Source organism: Spirillospora sp. NPDC048824 (assembly GCF_043198455.1).
Taxonomy (GTDB): domain Bacteria; phylum Actinomycetota; class Actinomycetes; order Streptosporangiales; family Streptosporangiaceae; genus Spirillospora.
This window is the reverse complement of the sequence record NZ_JBICUS010000020.1, coordinates 79847-97530: the sequence shown is the minus strand read 5'-3', so window position 1 is coordinate 97530 and position 17684 is coordinate 79847. Positions and strand designations below refer to the sequence as shown.

Sequence of the window (17684 nt, the reverse complement as noted above, 5' to 3'; positions counted from 1 at the left end):
GCCGGGGGGCCCCCCCCCGGGGCCCCCCCGGCCGCGCGGGGGGGCCGCCGCCCGCCGGGGGCCCCCCCCCCCCCCCCGGGGGGGGGCCCCGGGCGGGCCCCCGCCCCCGGGGGGGGGCGGGGCCACGTCCGCGGATGTCAGGCGCCTCGGAGGACGGCGCCGGTGCGGTCGGACGCGGCCGCCACGGCGGCGGCGCGGGCCTGCGACGCCTCCTCGGCGGTGAGGGTGCGGTCCGACGCGCGGAACCGCAGGGAGTAGGCCAGGGACTTGCGGCCCTCGCCGACCTGCTCACCGGTGTAGACGTCGAACAGCCGGATCGCCTCCAGCAGGTCGCCGGCGCCGTCGCGCAGCGCCGACTCCACCTCGGCGGCGGCGACCGAGGAGTCGACGGTCAGCGCGACGTCCTGGGTGGCGACCGGGTAGCTCGACACGTGCGGCGCGCGGACGGCCGCGGGATCGCCCAGGCGGCGCAGCTCCAGCTCCATCGCGCACGACCGCGCGGGAAGCCCGTACGCCTTGGTGACCCGCGGGTGCAGCTCACCGGCGTGCCCGACGAGGATGTCGCCGGCGTAGAGCGCGGCGCAGCGGCCCGGGTGCCAGGGCGCGTGCCGGTCCGCCTTGACCGTCAGCTCGACGCCGACCTCGCGGGCCACGGTGCGGGCCGCCTCGATCGCGTCCGCCCACAGCGCCGGACGGCCCTCGCCCCACCAGCCGGAGGGCTCGCGGTCGCCGGACATGACGACGCCCACCCGGTACGGCTGGTCGGGCAGCGCCGCCTCCAGCTCCGCCAGCTCACCGGCCGTCGGGCCGCGGTCCACGGGGAGGCGCGGCGCCCGCTCCGGCGCGTCCGGGTTCGGCCGGAACACCACGCCCAGCTCGTACAGGGCGGTGTCGCCGAAGCCGCGTCCCACGTTGAGCGCCAGCGCCTTCAGCAGGCCCGGCAGAAGCGTGGTGCGCAGCAGCGGCTCCTGCTCCGACATCGGGTTCGCGAGACGCAGCATGCGGCGGCGGGCGTCGCCGGCGGGGAGCTGGAGGCCGTCCAAATCCTTCTCCGCGACGAACGGGAACGTCAGCGCCTCGACGTGGCCGGCGCCGGCGAGCGCGCGTCCCACCCGGCGGCGCAGCCGCTGCTGGGCGGTCAGGCCCTTGCCCGCGACCGGACGCGGCGCCCGGGCCGGGATGTCCTCGTACCCCTCCAGCCGGATGACCTCTTCGGCGAGGTCGTTCGGGTCGGTGAGGTCCGGGCGCCAGGACGGCGGCGTCACCGTCAGGGTCTCGTCCCCCTCGACGGTGCAGCCGACCTGCTCCAGCCGCCGGACCACCGCGTCCCGCCCGTAGGTCACGCCCGCGACCCGGTCGGGGTGGCCCGCGGCCATCGTGACGGTGACCGGCTCGACCGGCGCCTCCGCGTGGGTGACGCCGGGCACCATCTCCGCGCCGCCGAGCTCGGCGAGCATCCGCGCCGCCCGGTAGGAGGCATGCAGCGGCAGCTCGCGGTCGACGCCGCGCTCGAACCGGTAGGACGCCTCGCTGTGCAGCCGGTGCCGGCGGCTCATCCGGGCGGTGCCGATGTCGTCGAAGTGCGCGGCCTCGATGACCATGTCGGACGACCGCTCGCCGATCTCGGTGGCGAGCCCGCCCATCGTGCCGGCCATCGAGATCGGCCCCGACTCGTCGGTGATGAGGATGTCCTCGGGGTCCAGGGTCCGCTTGACGTGGTCGAGCGTCTCCAGCTGCTCGCCGGGCGCGGCGCGCCGCACCACGATCGGGCCGGTGAGCGCGCCCCGGTCGAAGGCGTGCAGCGGCTGACCGAGCTCCAGCATCAGGTAGTTGGTGACGTCCACGGCCAGCGACACCGGGCGCATCCCGGCGCGGTGCAGGCGGACCCGCATCCACATCGGGGTCTGCGCGTCCGGGTCGAGGCCGCGCACCTCCCGCAGCACGAACCGGTCGCAGGCGGTGGGGTCGGCGATGCTCGCCGGGTACGCACCGCCCGAACCGGTTTCGGGAGGCGGCTCCACGCCGGCCGGGTCCTTGAACGGGACACCGTAGGCGGTGGCGGCCTCCCGGGCGATGCCGCGGATCGACAGCGCGTACCCGCGGTCGGGGGTGACGGCGATGTCGAGGACGTCGTCGCGCAGCCCGAGCAGCTCGATCGCGTCGGCGCCGACGGGCGCGTCCGGCGGCAGGACGAGGATGCCGCTGTGGTCGTCGCCGATGCCGAGTTCGCTGACCGAGCAGATCATGCCCTCGGAGACCTTGCCGTAGGTCTTGCGGGCGCCGATCTCGAACCCGCCGGGCAGCACGCCGCCCGGGAGGATGACCGCGACCCGGTCGCCGGCCGCGAAGTTGGTGGCGCCGCACACGATGTTCTGCGGGTCGCCGGTGCCGTTGGCGTCGCCGACGTCGACCTGACAGTAGCGGATCGGCTTCTTGAAGCCGGTCAGCTCCTCGACCGCCAGGACCTCGCCGACGACGAGCGGGCCGGTGATGTCGGCACCGGCGCGCTCGACGGTCTCGACCTCCAGGCCCGCCGCGATCAGCTCGGCGGCCAGCGCGCGGCCGTCGACGCCGGCCGGCAGTTCGACGTACTCGCGCAGCCAGGAAAGCGGGGCCCGCATCAGATCTCCGTCCCGAACGGGAGGGTGAACCGGACGTCGCCCTCCACCATGTCGTACATGTCCTCCACGCCGTGCCGGAACATCAGCGTCCTCTCGACGCCCAGCCCGAACGCCCAGCCGCTGTAGCGGTCCGGGTCGATGTCGCAGGCCACCAGCACCCGCGGGTTGACCATGCCGCACCCGCCCAGCTCGATCCAGCCTTCCGAGCTGCAGGTGCGGCACGCGTCGGCGCCCGGCTCGGCGGACGCGCCCCGGCACACGAAGCACTGCATGTCGACCTCGGCCGACGGCTCGGTGAACGGGAAGTACGACGGCCGGAACCGCGTCTTCAGCCCCGCGCCGAACATCCCGGTGACGAAGGCGTCGATGCCGCCGCGCAGGTCGGCCATGGTCAGGCCCTCGTCGACGGCGAGACCTTCGAGCTGGTGGAAGACGGGGCTGTGGGTGGCGTCCAGCTCGTCGGTGCGGAACGTGCGCCCGGGCACCACCACGTACACCGGGAGGTCACGGGACAGCAGCGCCCTGATCTGCACCGGCGAGGTGTGCGTCCGCAGCACCAGCCCGGTCTCCTCCGACCCGACGAAGAACGTGTCCTGCATCGTGCGGGCGGGGTGGTCGGGCTTGAAGTTGAGCGCGTCGAAGTTGAACCACTCCGCCTCGACCTCGGGGCCCTCGGCGATCTCGAAGCCCATCGAGACGAAGACGTCGGCCATCCGCTCCTGCATGGTGGTCAGCGGATGCCGGGCGCCGCGGGGGGCACGGTCCCACGGCAGCGTGACGTCGACGGTCTCCTCGACGAGGACGCGCTGGTCGCGCTCCTCCTCCAGTTCGGCCTGGCGCTCCTTCAGCGCCGTGGACACCGCGCCGCGGGCGGCGCCGATGCGCTTGCCGGCGTCGGCGCGGGCGGCGGGCGGCAGCGCGCCGATCTCGCGGTTGGCGAGGGCCAGCGGGGAACGGTCCCCGGCGTGCGACAGGCGGACCTGCTTCAGCGCGTCGAGGTCGGCGGCGGCGGCGATGGCGTCGAGGGCCTCGTCGCGGACGCGGTCCAGCTCTTCGGGCTGCAACGCGGACACCTCGACAGGGTCATAGGACTTGTTGGGTGCAGACATGGTGGTGTGATCGACTCCGGTCGGCGTGGGACGCCCGCAGTCTAGTGCGCGGGCGGTGAGGATCCGGAAAGCGTGCGCAAGACGCGCTGGCCCTTGCGGGACCCCGCGACGCCTCGCCCGGCGTCGTGGGCCGTGCCGCGCGGCGTGCGCCGCGCTCAGGTGGCGTAGTCGGGGGCCCCTGCGGGCACGGTAAATCGGAACTCGGCGCCGCCGCCGGGCGCCCTCCGCACGGTGATCACGCCGCCGTGCGCCTCGACGAGGCCCTTGACGATGTAGAGCCCCAGGCCGGTGCCGCCGCGGCGGTTGCCGCCGGGGCCGCGCCAGAACTGCCGGAAGACGCGCTGGACGGCCTCGGGCGGGATGCCCTCGCCCTCGTCGCGCACCGACACGGCCGCTCCCTCCTTGTGCGCGTCCGGCTCCACCACGATGGTGACGGTTCCGGCCCCATGGCGCACCGCGTTCTCCACGAGGTTACCCAGGATCTGGTCCATCTTATCGGGGTCGAGCCACATCTCCGGCAGCTCGCCCCGGGCCTCGAAATGGAACCGGTCCTCCGCCTCGCCGGCCGCGACCCGGCCCGCGATGACCTTGCGGACCTCCTCGGGCAGGTCGACGACCTGGCGGTGCATCTCCAGCCGGCCCGCCTCGATGCGGGACACGTCCAGCAGTTCGGTGATCAGACGGGTGACGCGGTCGGCGTCGGCGTTGACGGTCTCCAGCATGACGCGCTTCTGGTCGTCGTTGAAGCGGTGCCATTTGGCCAGGAGCGTCGCCGTGAAGCCCTTGACGCTCGTCAGCGGGGAGCGCAGTTCGTGGGCGACGGTGGACACGAGGTCGGCGCGGTCGCGTTCCTGGCGGGCACGGTGCAGGGCGTCGCGCAGGCAGACCGTGAACCGCTCCACCCGGCCCTCGGCGTCCCGCCGGTACGAGGCCGTCACCAGCACCTCCGAGCCTCCGGGCAGGAACAGCACCCGCTCGGGGTGGCGGGTGCGGGTGCGCAGGCCGTCGTAGGGGGCCAGGCACTTCCACCAGTCACGGCCCTCCGCGTCGTGCAGCGGGAGGACGTCGCGGAAGTCGCGGCCCAGGGCGGACGCGGCGGCGATCCCCGTCATCCGCGTCGCGGCGGTGTTGAACACCACCACCCGGGCGGCGTGGTCGGCGACCAGCATCCCGTCGGGCAGGTCGTCCGCCGAAATCTCCCCGGGGCCCGGCCCGGGCCCCCCCGAGGGCGCGCATGCGGCCACGCGAGGGGGTTCCTCTCCGCCCACAGCGGCCTCCACAACACCGAAGAGAACGCGGCCTGTCGAGAAGAGACTCTAGCCGCAGTCGGGCACCCAAGGGGACCCGCGAACCCCCCGGCGGCAAGGCATGTGTGGCCTCCGGGCGGCGTTCCGGGGCGCCCGGAACGAGGTCTCACCAGCGACTCGGCGGCCTCATCTGGACGTGGTGGGCTCATCGAGCGCGGCGAGCGCACGGCGCACGTCCGCGTGGGTCTGGAACAGGCGGTGCAGCCCGGTGATGCGCAGCAGCCGCGACTGGGCGGGGCGGACGCCGGCGAGCACGATCTCACCGCCCGACGCCGAGATCTGGTTGTGCGCGGCGACCAGCGCGCCGAGCCCGGCCGCGTCGCAGAACGGGACGGCGGTGAAGTCGACCAGCAGCCGGCGCGGCCCCGCGGCGTGCAGCTCGACGAGCCGCGCCCTCAGGCCGTCGGCCGTGCGCAGGTCGATCTCGCCGGTCAGGGCGACGACCGCCGTGTCGCCGCGCACCCGGGCGACCGCGACCTCCAGTCCGTCGACCGGTCCGCCGGCTCCGGGGACCGGGACCCCGGCGAACCGGGGGGCCGCGGCGGGCGCGCGGGATCCGGCCGCCGGAGCGGCCGTCCGGCACCGCACCTCCGGCACGCGGCGGCCCGCCCTCCTGGCAGGCCCGATCTCCTCGGTCATCACGTTCGCCCCCTCTGCACGGCATCGTCGCCGCCCCTGGTCAACGCACTGATCAACACCGTAGGCGCGGGGCCGGACGGGGCGAATCCCTCGCCGGACCTGTATCGCGTCCTACCTGCGGACGAGCCCCCGGCGCGGCGGCAGGCCCCCTGCCTCCCGTCCGCGCGCGTACCATCCTCCCAGTTCACCGGCCGGACAACGTCGCCCGGGGCGACCGATTGCGGCCATCCGATCACGGATCGCATTGAACCGCCACGACCGTCCTCACGTGCGGTCGGTCATGTCCTGCGCTGGGCGCGGGCCGAGGCGTACAGGCATACGGCCGCGGCCGTCGCCAGGTTCAGGCTCTCGGCGCGCCCGTAGATGGGCACCCGCACGACCTCGTCGACGTGCTCGAGGATCTCGTCCGGAAGCCCCCACGCCTCGTTGCCGAACACCCAGGCGGTGGGCCGCGCGAGCAGACCCTCGTCGATGGCCTCGTCGAGGGTGCGGCCGCCCGTGCCGTCGGCGGCGAGGACGGTGAGCCCCGTCTCCTTCAGCTCGGCGATCAGCGGGCCGAACCGCGGGCCGACGACGACCGGCAGGTGGAACAGGCTGCCCGCCGAGGCGCGCACGCACTTGCCGTTGTAGGGGTCGACGGACGCGTCGGTGAACACGACCGCCTCCGAGCCGGCGGCGTCGGCGGTGCGCAGAACGGTCCCCGCGTTGCCGGGGTCGCGGACGTGCGCGAGGACGGTCACCAGCCGCGGGCCTGCCTCCAGCGCCTTTCCCAGCGGGACGTCGACGAACTCGCAGACCGCCAGCAGCCCCTGGGGGGTGACGGTCTGGGCGAGTTCGGCCATGATCTCGCCGCTGACGCGCAGCACCGGCGCGCCGGCGCGCTCGGCGGCCAGCACCAGTTCGGGATGGCGGGCCTCGGCCTCGGCCGTGGTGAACAGCTCGGCGAGTCCGCCGGGGATCTCCAGCGCCTCCCGCACCGCCTGCGGCCCCTCCGCGAGGAACCGGTTCTCACGGCGGCGGAACGCGCGTTTGGCGAGCCGGCGAGCGGCCTTCACCCGTGGTGATCGGAGGGAGGTCAGCTCGCGGCCCGCCATATCGCTGTGATCGCCTGTTCGCCGGGGACCCGGCTCAGGCGGCCTCCGAGCCCTCGGCCGGGAGCGCGTCCTTGGCGACCTGGACCAGGGCGGCGAACGCGGGGGCGTCGTTGACGGCCAGCTCGGCGAGCATGCGCCGGTCGACCTCGATCTCCGCGGCCTTCAGGCCCTGGATGAACCGGTTGTAGGTGATGCCGTTGGCGCGGGCGGCGGCGTTGATCCGCTGGATCCACAGCCGGCGGAACTGCCCCTTGCGGTCCTTGCGGTCCCGGAACGCGTAGGTCATCGAGTGGAGCTGCTGCTCCTTGGCCTTGCGGTACAGGCGCGAACGCTGACCGCGGTAGCCGCTCGACCGCTCCAGGACGACCCGACGCTTCTTGGCGGCGTTGACCGCCCGCTTCACGCGTGCCACGTGATGAACTCCTTCGTGGGGGCCGAGGCCATGCCGACCTCGGCCGGTCGCTGATATTGCAGGTCGAGCGCTACTTGCGCAGCAGCTTCTTGATGTTCTTGGCGTCGGCGTCGGCCACCACGGCCGGGCCGGAGAGCCGCCGGGTCCGCTTGGACGCCTTGTGCTCGAGCAGGTGGTTCTTGTTGGCGCGGCGGCGCATCACCTTGCCGGAGCCGGTCAGCTTGAAGCGCTTCTTGGCACCACTGTGTGTCTTGGTCTTCGGCATGGTCGCCGTCGTCTCCTTTTTTCCGGCCCCCGCGCGGACCGCACGGGGGCGCGCCTGATCGGCGCATCACACGGAGTTCCGCGGACGTGTCCATGGACGCGCCAGGCCAGGCTAAATGTACGTGCACCGCGACCTCGCTCAGCCGCGAGGCCGCGGAGTCGGGACCGCCGCGCGGCCGTCCCGGAACGGCCGTCAGGCGGTGGTCTCCGCCTCCTGCCCGCGGGCCGTCTTCTTCTTGTGCGGACCGATCACCATGATCATGTTCCGGCCGTCCTGCTTGGGCCGGGACTCGACGAAGCCGAGCTCCTCGACGTCGTCTGCGAGCCGCTGCAGCAGCCGGTAACCGAGCTCGGGACGGGACTGCTCACGGCCACGGAACATGATCGTGACCTTCACCTTGTCCCCGGCCTTCAGGAACCGCACCACGTGACCCTTCTTGGTCTCGTAGTCGTGCGGGTCGATCTTCGGGCGGAGCTTGATCTCCTTGATGACCGTGTGCGCCTGGTTCTTCCGCGCTTCACGCGCCTTCATCGCGGACTCGTACTTGAACTTGCCGTAGTCCATGAGCTTGGCGACGGGCGGACGCGCGGTGGGCGCCACCTCGACGAGGTCGAGATCCGACTCACGCGCGAGTTCAAGGGCCTTGGCGATGGGCACTATGCCCACCTGTTCGCCGTTCGGGCCGACGAGCCGGACCTCGGGCACGCGAATGCGGTCGTTGATACGCGGTTCGGCGCTGATGGGACCTCCTTGGGGCCGTTCTCAAGTTCGTTGGACCGGTCGTACCCCGAGGCTTCCACAAGAAAAGCCCCGCACGACTCACGTACGGGGCCACCTTCGGTCTCCCTGACGGCCGGGCCGCCGGGGACGACGGCGAGACGAGCGCCGCGCGCCCGTTCGCCGGACCGAGAACCCACCGGCCTCATCGGCCGGTCAGGTGGGAGGTGGCCTCCGCTTGAGCGCCCGGTGCGCACCACCGTCGTGATCGCGCGCACAGGGCCGGTCGGCCACCCAGACTACCACCTGCGAGGGCCCGGTGCGCCATGCGCAGAACCCGCACGCCGGGAGATCGAGTGAACCTGCGTGAGGTACGCCACTGTGTCACTACGACTGTGTCAACGGTCCGGGGCGTCCACCCATTCCCCGGCCCGGGGAGAGTCGTGCCGTGAGGCCGCGGGAGGCTGCAGTGGCGGGTGCGGCCCGGCAGGGAAGGTGAGGGTCTTCTGACCCGGCGGGCCTCTCGGCGCGGCGGTCCCGGCTTGTTACGGTGGAGCTGAGACGGCCCGGTGGGGCCGGCACAGGGAGGTAGTTCCCGCGATGCCCTCGGTCGAAGCCGGCACGGCCGGCCCCCTCACCGCCTTGTCACCGATCAGGCTGGAGTTCGCCCAGAAGGCGTTCATCGTCTCCGGCGGACGCCTGCTGCTGGTCCGCAAGTCCGCCTCCGACCCGTTCCACCCGGGCCGCTGGGAGGTGCCCGGCGGGCGCCTCGAGGTGGCCGACGACCTCGACCTGGACGACCACATCCGCCGGGAGGTCTGGGAGGAGGTCGGCCTCAAGATCGATCCAGGGCCGCCGTTCCATCTGTGGCAGTGGTTCATGCCCGACCGTGCGGCCCCTGGCCACGGCGGGCAGATACGCGTCGTGGCGGCGGCGCGCCGCTGCCGGCCGGTGACCGTGGACACCAGCCTGGAGAACCAGGACACGAGCGACCACCTGGACGGTTGCGCCTGGGTGCCACTCGATGAGATCCGGCGCTACGACCTCATCCCGAGCCTGCGTCCGGTGATGCGGGCCTTCCTGCTTCCGCCCCGCTGAGCGCCGCCGCGACATGACGCCGTCCCGATCGCCGGCGCAGTGGCCGGGGCTGGAGGGTGCCGGCGAGCGCCGCTTCGAACTCCTCGTCATCGGGGACGTGGGCATCGAGGTCCGCGCATCGCTCCCGGACGTCCGCTTCACGGACCTGGACGCGGACCGTCTCTCCTACGCCCCGGCGAGGGCCATGGTCGCGGGGACGGCCGTCAACCTGGCCCGGTGCGCGGCGCGCTACTTCCGCCGGGTCGGTGTGCTGGGCAAGGTCGGCGACGACGACTTCACGCCGGTGATCCGCGGGGAGCTGCGGCGGATCGGCGTGGACGACCACCTGCGCGTCGAACCCGGCACGGCGAACGGCGTCGCGGTGATGCTGCGTGACCGGCCGTGCGGCGGCGGGCCGGGCGCCCGGCTCCTGGTCGTCCGGGACGATCCGCCGGGCCGCCGCCTCGCCGAGCGGGAGGTCCGCGCCGCGGCGGCCGGGATCGAGGCCGCGGACGTGCTGGTCACCGACGGGTACTCGCTGCTGTCGCCGGTGTCGCGGGCGGCGCTGCGCGCGGCGGCCCGGACGGCCCGCGCCGCGGGGACGCGGGTCGCGTTCGACCTCGTCCCGCACGACATCGACGCGCGGCTCCCGGCGGAGGCCGTGCTGCCGATGCTGGCGCTGTCGGATCTCGTCATCTCCGAGGCCCCCACGCTGGCGCGGCTGCTCGGCCGTCCGGCGCCGGCCGGCGGCCGCGCGGTGCGGGACCTGCTGCCGGTTCTGGACCGCGCAGTGCCGGGCCGCCCGCTGTGGCTGCTGCGTTTCGGCGCCACGTCGCTTGAGCGGGTGCTGGCGTACCAGCGGGAAGGGCTGCTCCTGGAGTACGCGACCGGCTACGGGGACGGTGTGGAGCGGGCGGGGTTCGGTGACCGGCTGGCCGCGGCCGAGCTCTACTGGTGGCTGTCGGGCCCGTGACCGTCCTCCGGGACTCCTTCCCCCAAGGCCGCCATGGCCGCGCGCAGGGCCTGAAGGGTGCGGAGGAACCGGCGTCTGCTGCCCGGCAGCCCGAACGTCTCCTGCCAGCGCCACGTCTCGTCGCGCCCGGCGGCGGTGACGGCCCAGCGCAGGAACTGGCTCGGGACGCCGTCACCAGGGTGGACGGTCGCGATGCCGTCCTCCTCTATCAGGAGGTAGGAGCGCCCGGTGCGGAGGTACGCCCGCAGGGCGGCGTGGTCGGCGGGCGCTCCGGGATGGCCCTGCGCTTCCACCACCGTCCGGACGCCGTGCGTTCCGGGCAGCAGATGCCAGTGCGCGTGGTCGATGCACGCACCCCCGCTCTGGGGTCTGGCCGGGCCGTGCTCGAACAGCAGCAGCTCGTCGCTTCCGTACACCGCGCCGTAGAGGCGGGCGACGCGATCACGCCACGACAAGGCGCGTTCCCACATGTCCCGGCCGAACGCCCCGGCGCACCGGTGGTGTTCGAGCGTCACCAGCAGGACGTGCCCCTCGGTGAGCGGCGCCACGTCCGGCATCAGGAGGAAGTCGCCGTCGCGCGCGACGACTCCCGACTCCCCGGGGAGTCCGGCCATGCCGTTGAACCGGAACCGCAGAGGCGGGCACAGCACGCACTCATGACCGGGCTCGTCCCCCACCGTCGGCTCGGCCAAGCCTCCTCCAGCATCCTGGACGCCTTCCCTCCACAATGCCCGGTGCCCGGTACCGGTGATCTGTACGGCCACGGACACAGACATGGAACCCACGGGGTACAAAGCATGGCCTGACGGGAACAAAGGGAGCAGAAGGCGACATCGTGAATCAGACACCTCCACTCCCCGCACCCGCCCCCCGCGCCGACCGCCCACGCGGTGCAAGATTCCTGGGCCCGTTCCCGCCCGCCGACGTCCCCGTCATCGACATGGCGGTGCTGCAGACCCGGCTGAACGAGTCACTGGACGTCCTGCGCGACACCTACGCGCCCGCGCTCGGCGCCGGCGGCGGCTGGTACCACGAGCTGACGCGTCCCGAGCCGGGCACGACCGCGACGGCCCTCGGGCTGCTGGCGTTCGTGGAGGCGGGCCACCCGTTCGAGTACTTCGACGACGGCCTCGCCTTCCTCGCCGCCCGGCAGACCACGTCCGGCGACGCCCTGCGGGACGGCGGCTGGGCCACCAAGACGAGCCTCGGCATGCCGGTGGTGGAGGCGACCGGCTGGATCGCGCGGTTTCTCGCCCGCGCCCGCTGCGACCTGCGCGACGACGCGCCCGACCTCAAACGCGCCTACCGGTGGCTGGTACAGAACCAGAACCCCGACGGCGGCTGGGGGTCGCTGCACGGCTGCCGGTCGCGGGTGTGGCTGACGTGCCTGGCGCTGCGCGCCCTCAGCCAGCTCAACCCCTACGACCCGGCGGTCGACCGGGGCGTGGAGTGGCTGACCGCGGACCGGACGGCGCGCCGCCCCGGCTGGGGACCGACGCAGGCGTCCCGGCCCACCGTCACCCACACCGCGTTCGCGCTGGTGACGCTGGCCGAGGCGCGGCCGGACCTGGCGACCGAGCGGCTGCTGGACGCCTACGACTGGCTGCTGGAGAACCTCGACCCCGACGACGACCACACGTGGATCGAGACCTACGACGTCTCGCCGCACGGGGCCGGGTCCAAGCCGGTGTGGCGGCTGGCTCTCTGGCACTACGGCCTGCCGATCGCGCTCACCGCCCTGCTGCGGGACCCGCGCGGCCCGCACGGCCCGGCCATCGCCCGCACGTTCCGGACGCTGGTCCGCGGCGAGGTGGCCGGCCCCCGCTGGAACGGCTACCCGGGCAGCGGGCGCACGTCGCTGTGGACGCTGTGGTGGCGGCTGGAGACGCTGATCGCGCTCACCCGGATCCCCCTCGCCGGGAACGCCGACGTGCTGCACTGGCTGCCGGACGCGACCGTCGTGCAACGCGCCCACGCGCGGGAGCGTCCGCTCACGGCGCTGCTGCCGCACCGCCGGCTCATCGACCCGGTGGCGCTCGCGCGGCGGCACTGGGCGGCGCTGCTGCTCGGCCTGGTGTGCGCCGGCAGCGCCTTCGGCGTCGCCCTCGGCGCGTGGGGCTGGAAGGACTTCTGGCTGAGCGTGATCCTGCCCGTCATCCTCACCAGCATCGACGAGTCGGTGAAGCGGCGTCGCACACCGCGGGGACCGCCCCCGGCCGCATCGTGAACCGGCGGGTCGGTCAGGCGCGGCGGGCCAGCTCCGCCTCCCCCGCCGCCCGCATCGCCTCCACCGGCACGTCGTCACGGCCGGTCATCAGCGTCACCTGCCGGACGGCCTGGTGCAGCAGCATCCCGAACCCGCCGACGACCGTCCCGCCGGCCCGCCCGACCGCCGCCGCGAGTGCCGTGGGCCACGGCGCGTACACCACGTCGAACAGGGCGGCGCCCGAGGCGGCGACCGGCCCGGCGAACGCGTCCGCGGCCCGCCCCGGCAGCGTCGACACCACCAGTTCGGCGGCCGGCAGGTGCGCGGCCGCCGAGTCGAGCGTCACGACCCGGACCGCGAGCCCGAACCGCTCACCCACTTCGGCGGCACCGGCGGCGCGTCCGGGGTTCCGCACCGCGAGCACCGCCTCGTCCATGCCGAGCCCGGCGAGCGCGGCCAGCGCGGACGCGGCGGTCGCGCCGCCGCCCAGCACCAGCGCGGACGTCCCGCCGCCCGGCCCGGACGTCTTCACACCCGCCTCGGTCAACGCCGTGACGATGCCGTGCACGTCGGTGTTGTCGCCGTGGCGCCGCCCGTCCCGCAGGACGATCGTGTTGACTCCGCCGACCTTCACGGCCAGGTCCGACACCGTGTCCACCAGGTCGAGCGCGACGCGCTTGAGCGGCATGGTCAGCGACAGGCCCGCCCAGCCGGGACCGAGGCCGTCCAGCAGCGCCGCCAGGTCGCCCTCGCCGCACTCGACCGCCTCGTAGGACCACCCGTACAGCCCCATCTCGGAGTACGCCGCCCGGTGCAGCACCGGCGACAGTGAATGGGCGATCGGCGACCCCAGAACCGCGGCACGCCGGGCCGTCTCCTCCACTGACACTCCCTCTGCACGATCAGAACTCCCCGTCACGTCCGGGTCGATCCCCCCGGGGTCAGTTGCCCGGATTCGCCCGCTGCCAGGCCCGGAACTTCTTCTCAAGTTCCAGCTGCTGCTCATAGGTCGTGGCGAACTCGGTGATCTTGCGGGTGGGGTCGGTCGTGACGAAGAACAGCCACGTCCCCTCCTTCGGCTTCAGCGCCGCCTCGATCGCCGCGCCCCCCGGGTTTCCGATCGGGCCCGGCGGCAGGCCTTTGTACTTGTAGGTGTTGTAAGGGGAGTCGTACTCGAGGTCCTTGTTGGTCACCGTGAGCGTCCGCTTGCCGAGCGCGTACACGACCGTGCTGTCGAACTGCAGCCTCATGTCCTTGTCGATCCGGTTGTAGATCACCCGGGACACCTTCGGCAGGTCGCTGGGCCTGGCGCCCTCCGCCTGGATCAGGCTGGCCAGCGTGATGACGGTCCCCGGGTTCAGCCCGGCGTCCTTCGCCTGGCCGACCAGGCCGCTGCTCTCCGCCTCCTCGTTGAAGCGGGTCACCATCTGCTTGAGGATCTGCGCCGCCGAGCCGTTCGGGTCGAGGTCGTAGCGGCCCGGGTACAGGTAGCCCTCCACCTTGCCCTTCGCGTACGGCGGCAGCCCGAGCCCCTCCGGCTTCTTCGCGGCCGCCTGGAACTCCTTCACCGATATCCCGGTCTTCTTCGACAGCTGCTCGAAGACCTCGGTGGCGCGCCGCCCCTCCGGAACCGTGATCTGGTTTCCGGCCCGCGACTTCGGGTCCAGCAGCAGCGCCATCGCCGCCGCGGACGACATTTTCAGCCGCATCTGGTAGAAGCCCGGCTGGATGCTGGAGGCGCGGGTCTCCTTGGTGTACACCTTGACGAACGCGCGGGAGCTCTTGACGACCTCGTGCTCCTCCAGCGTCGCCCCGATCTTCAACCCGGTGGCGCCGTCCTTGATCTGGACCGTGACATTCCCGGAGCCGGCGCCGTCGTAGTCCGGCGGGTTCTGCCGGTTGTCCAGCCACGCGTACCCCAGCACCCCGCCGGTGCCGAACACCGCCACCAGGAACGCCATCGCGAACAGCGCCGCGGCCCGGCCGTTGCGCCTGCGCTGCTTCTGCCGCTTGCGGGCGCGCCGCCGGTCCCTTCCGGACCGCTCGTACGGCGGCGGACGCCCGTCGCCGTACGGATCTGAGAAAAGGTCGACATCGTTCATGAGTTCCCCCGGACGATCTCTCCCGGGGGGCCGCCAGTCAACCGTTCCGCGTCAAGGACCGCCTGGAGCAGGACCGCCGCGGCTGCCTGATCGACGACTTTGCGCCGGGCCCGACCGTGCACGCCGCCGGCCCGCAGGCCGCTCTCGGCGGTGACCGTGGTGAGCCTCTCGTCGTGCAGCCGGACCGTTCCCGGGGGGAGACGGCCCGCGAGCCGGTCCGCGAACCTGCGCGCGGACGCCGCCGCCGGACCCTCGCGGCCCGACAGCGACGTCGGCAGCCCCACGACCACCTCGATCGCCTCATGTTCGGCGACGAGCTCCACAAGCCGGTCGATGTCCCCCTTGCCGCTCTTCACGGTCTCCAGGGGAGAAGCGAGCACACCACCCGGATCGCACCGCGCGACCCCGACCCGCACGCTCCCCACGTCGACTCCCAACCGGACGCCCTGCCTCATCGCATCGGCTCCGGTCGCTTACCCCGAAACGCCGGGCTCACGCGGCCCCTACGGCTCGTTCGACCGCGTCCAGCGCGTCGCCGATGGCGGCCGGGTCCGCACCGCCGCCCTGGGCGAGGTCGTCCTTGCCGCCGCCTCCCCCGCCGAGGGCCTTGGCGGCGAGGCCGACGAGCCCGCCCGCCTTGAGGCCGCGCTCGCGGGCGCCCTCGGTGACGGCGACGACCACCACCGGACGGTCCTTCGGCACGCCGGTGACCATGACGACGGCGGGCCGGGCGATGAGCCGTCCGCGGATGTCGACGGCGAGTTTGCGCAGGTCGTCGGCGCCTGTGCCGTCGGGGGCGCGGTAGCCGGCGAACGCGATGCCGCCGAGGTCCCTGGCGCCGTCGGCGAGCGACCCCGCGATGGCGAGGACCTGCTGGGAACGGAGCTTGTCGAGCTCCTTCTCGGCGTCGCGGAGCCGGGTGACGACGCCGGAGACGCGCTCGGGCAGTTCCTCCCTGCGCGCCTTCATCTGCTCGGCGAGCTGCGCCACCAGGACGCTCTCGCGGGCCAGGAAACGGAACGCGTCGATGCCGACGAGGGCCTCGACGCGCCGGACGCCGGCGCCGATCGACGACTCGCCCAGCACCTTGATCAGCCCGAGCTGCCCGGACCGGGCGACGTGGGTGCCGCCGCACAGCTCGCGGGAGTAGTCGCCGACCTCCACGACCCGGACCTCGTCGCCGTACTTCTCGCCGAACAGGGCGAGCGCGCCCATCGCGCGGGCCTCGTCGATCGAGGTGTGGAAGGCGCGGACGTCCAGATCGCCGACCAGCACCTCGTTGACCTCGTCCTCGACGTCGCGCAGCACGCTCACGGGGACGGCGCCGGACGCGGTGAAGTCGAACCGGAACCGGCCGGGCGAGTTCTCCGACCCGGCCTGCGCGGCGGACTCGCCGAGCGCGCGGCGGAACCCGGCGTGGACCATGTGGGTCGCGGTGTGCGAGCGGGAGATCGCCCTGCGCCGCTCCACATCGACCTCGGCGTGCGCGGAGTCGCCGGCCTGCGCCTCGCCGCTGCGGACCCGCCCGCGGTGCACGATGAGGCCCGGCAGGGGCGCCTGCACGTCGGTCACCTCGATGACGGCGCCGTTGCCGAGCCGGATCAGGCCGTGGTCGGCGAGCTGCCCGCCGCCCTCGGCGTAGAAGGGGGTGCGGTCGAGGACGACCTCGACCTCGGTGCCCTCCCCGGCCGCCGGCGCGCTCGCGCCGCCGACCAGCAGGCCCACCAGGCGGGCGTCGCCGAGCAGGTGACCGTAGCCGATGAAGTCGACCTGCCCGCCGGCGCCGGTGAGCAGCTCGTCCAGGACGGAGACGTCCAGGTTGCCGGTCCGCTTGTCGCGGGCGTCCTTCTTGGCGCGGTCGCGCTGCTCGCGCATGAGCCGCCGGAAGCCCTCCTCGTCCACCTGGAGGCCCTGCTCGGACGCCATCTCCAGGGTGAGGTCGATCGGGAAGCCGTAGGTGTCGTGCAGCTTGAACGCCTGCTCGCCGGCGAGCGTCGCACCGCCGGACCGCCTGGCGTCCTCGACGGCGGTGTCGAAGATGGCGGTGCCGGTGCGCAGCGTCTGGAGGAAGGAGTCCTCCTCGGCGTCGATGACCGTGTGGATGTTCGCGGCGGTGCGCACCAGCTCGGGGTACTGCTCGCCCATCGCCTCGATCGCGACGGCGGTCAGCTCGTGCATGAGGCCCGCGTCCTGGCCGCCGAGCAGCCGCAGGTTGCGGATGGAGCGGCGCAGGATGCGGCGCAGCACGTAGCCGCGGCCCTCGTTGCCGGGGCGGATGCCGTCCGCGACCATCATCGTCCCGCTGCGGACGTGGTCGGCGATGACGCGCAGCGACACGTCGGAGCGGTGGTCGCGGCCGTACTCGGCGCCGGTCAGCCCGGCGGCGCGGTCCAGGACCCGCCGCAGGGTGTCGGTCTCGTAGATGTTGTCGACGCCCTGCAGGACCGCCGCCATGCGCTCCAGGCCCATGCCGGTGTCGATGTTCTTGGCCGGCAGATCGCCCTGGATGTCGAAGTCGACCTTGGAGCGGACCTCGCTCAGCTGCGACTGCATGAAGACGAGGTTCCAGACCTCCAGGTACCGGTCCTCGTCGACGACCGGGCCGCCCTCACGGCCGTACTCGGGGCCGCGGTCGTAGTAGATCTCCGAGCAGGGCCCGCCGGGGCCGGGCACGCCCATGTGCCAGTAGTTGTCGGCCAGCCCGCGGCGCTGGATGCGCTCCTCGGGGACGCCGACCTTGTCGTGCCAGAGGTCGCGGGCCTCATCGTCGTCGTGGTAGACGGTGACCCACAGCTTCTCCTCCGGGAACCCGAAGCCGCCCTCGTCCCGCGACCGGGTCAGGAGCTCCCAGGCGAACGGGATCGCCTGCTCCTTGAAGTAGTCCCCGATGGAGAAGTTGCCCAGCATCTGGAAGAACGTGGCGTGCCGGGTGGTCTTGCCGACCTCTTCGATGTCCGGCGTCCGCACGCACTTCTGCGCGCTGGTCATGCGCTGGGACGGCGGGGTGCGCTGGCCGAGGAAGTACGGCTTGAACGGGACCATGCCGGCGTTGACCAGCAGCAGGGTCGGGTCCTCGGCGATCAGGCTGGCCGAGGGCACCACCAGGTGCCCGCGCTCCTCGAAGAATCTGAGGAAGCGGCGTGCGACCTCTGCCGACTCCAT

General features: G+C 73.3%; 16 protein-coding genes. 3 read left to right on the top strand and 13 right to left on the bottom strand.

The genetic code is table 11. From position 1 onward, the window contains the following. Window positions 1–137: 137 nt before the first annotated feature. The 8 genes from pheT to infC all read right to left on the bottom strand — a co-directional run bounded on the left by pheT (window position 138) and on the right by infC (window position 8170). On the bottom strand, window positions 138–2621 hold the full coding sequence (pheT, locus tag ACGFIS_RS31475) for a phenylalanine--tRNA ligase subunit beta (RefSeq protein WP_392912910.1): 2484 nt from the start codon (window positions 2619–2621) through the stop codon (window positions 138–140). Continuing rightward, entirely contained in the window at window positions 2621–3730 is a 1110-nt protein-coding gene (gene pheS, locus ACGFIS_RS31470; RefSeq protein WP_392912911.1) for a phenylalanine--tRNA ligase subunit alpha, read from the bottom strand. The genes pheT and pheS overlap by 1 nt, the downstream gene beginning before the upstream one ends. 155 nt (window positions 3731–3885) lie before the next feature. Beyond that, a complete protein-coding gene (locus ACGFIS_RS31465) occupies window positions 3886–4974 on the bottom strand; it encodes an ATP-binding protein (RefSeq protein ID WP_392912912.1) in 1089 nt (362 codons plus the stop codon). A gap of 189 nt (window positions 4975–5163) precedes the next feature. Then, window positions 5164–5676 carry an STAS domain-containing protein gene (locus tag ACGFIS_RS31460; protein WP_392912913.1) on the bottom strand — a complete coding sequence of 171 codons (513 nt, stop codon included), beginning with the start codon at window positions 5674–5676 and terminating at the stop codon, window positions 5164–5166. Between the two features lie 278 nt (window positions 5677–5954). Next, window positions 5955–6770, bottom strand: coding sequence for a TrmH family RNA methyltransferase (locus tag ACGFIS_RS31455; protein ID WP_392973401.1), 816 nt, complete (start codon window positions 6768–6770; stop codon window positions 5955–5957). Between the two features lie 34 nt (window positions 6771–6804). After that, window positions 6805–7182, bottom strand: coding sequence for a 50S ribosomal protein L20 (rplT, locus tag ACGFIS_RS31450; protein ID WP_358462584.1), 378 nt, complete (start codon window positions 7180–7182; stop codon window positions 6805–6807). A 70-nt stretch (window positions 7183–7252) separates the two neighbouring features. After that, window positions 7253–7447 (bottom strand): 50S ribosomal protein L35, encoded by a 195-nt coding sequence (gene rpmI, locus ACGFIS_RS31445; RefSeq protein ID WP_358462586.1) that lies wholly within the window; start codon window positions 7445–7447, stop codon window positions 7253–7255. A gap of 192 nt (window positions 7448–7639) precedes the next feature. Then, window positions 7640–8170: a translation initiation factor IF-3 gene (gene infC / locus ACGFIS_RS31440; RefSeq protein WP_392973409.1), complete on the bottom strand. Its 531-nt coding sequence runs from the start codon at window positions 8168–8170 to the stop codon at window positions 7640–7642. Window positions 8171–8764: 594 nt separating this feature from the next. On the opposite strand from infC, the gene ACGFIS_RS31435 reads away from it, so the two are divergent. Continuing rightward, entirely contained in the window at window positions 8765–9262 is a 498-nt protein-coding gene (locus ACGFIS_RS31435) for an NUDIX domain-containing protein (RefSeq protein ID WP_392912915.1), read from the top strand. Window positions 9263–9275: 13 nt separating this feature from the next. Beyond that, the gene (locus ACGFIS_RS31430) at window positions 9276–10214 is read left to right on the top strand and encodes a PfkB family carbohydrate kinase (RefSeq protein WP_392912916.1); all 939 of its coding nucleotides are present in this window, start codon (window positions 9276–9278) and stop codon (window positions 10212–10214) included. On the opposite strand, the gene ACGFIS_RS31425 is transcribed toward ACGFIS_RS31430, so the two are convergent. Next, window positions 10190–10906: an HIT family protein gene (locus tag ACGFIS_RS31425; protein ID WP_392912917.1), complete on the bottom strand. Its 717-nt coding sequence runs from the start codon at window positions 10904–10906 to the stop codon at window positions 10190–10192. The genes ACGFIS_RS31430 and ACGFIS_RS31425 overlap by 25 nt on opposite strands. Before the next feature lie 143 nt (window positions 10907–11049). Here ACGFIS_RS31425 and ACGFIS_RS31420 point away from each other — a divergent pair, with 143 nt between their 5' ends. After that, window positions 11050–12441 carry a prenyltransferase/squalene oxidase repeat-containing protein gene (locus ACGFIS_RS31420; RefSeq protein ID WP_392912918.1) on the top strand — a complete coding sequence of 464 codons (1392 nt, stop codon included), beginning with the start codon at window positions 11050–11052 and terminating at the stop codon, window positions 12439–12441. Between the two features lie 13 nt (window positions 12442–12454). Here ACGFIS_RS31420 and ACGFIS_RS31415 read toward each other — a convergent pair whose 3' ends face one another. From ACGFIS_RS31415 to alaS, 4 genes are read right to left on the bottom strand one after another with little or no spacing between them, the layout of a single operon-like run. Further along, window positions 12455–13303: a shikimate dehydrogenase gene (locus ACGFIS_RS31415; RefSeq protein WP_392912920.1), complete on the bottom strand. Its 849-nt coding sequence runs from the start codon at window positions 13301–13303 to the stop codon at window positions 12455–12457. A 58-nt stretch (window positions 13304–13361) separates the two neighbouring features. Beyond that, a complete protein-coding gene (gene mltG, locus ACGFIS_RS31410) occupies window positions 13362–14522 on the bottom strand; it encodes an endolytic transglycosylase MltG (protein ID WP_392912921.1) in 1161 nt (386 codons plus the stop codon). After that, entirely contained in the window at window positions 14519–14977 is a 459-nt protein-coding gene (gene ruvX, locus ACGFIS_RS31405) for a Holliday junction resolvase RuvX (RefSeq protein WP_392912922.1), read from the bottom strand. Before ruvX ends, mltG begins: the two co-directional genes overlap by 4 nt. A 37-nt stretch (window positions 14978–15014) precedes the next feature. Continuing rightward, window positions 15015–17684 carry an alanine--tRNA ligase gene (gene alaS / locus ACGFIS_RS31400; RefSeq protein WP_392973399.1) on the bottom strand — a complete coding sequence of 890 codons (2670 nt, stop codon included), beginning with the start codon at window positions 17682–17684 and terminating at the stop codon, window positions 15015–15017.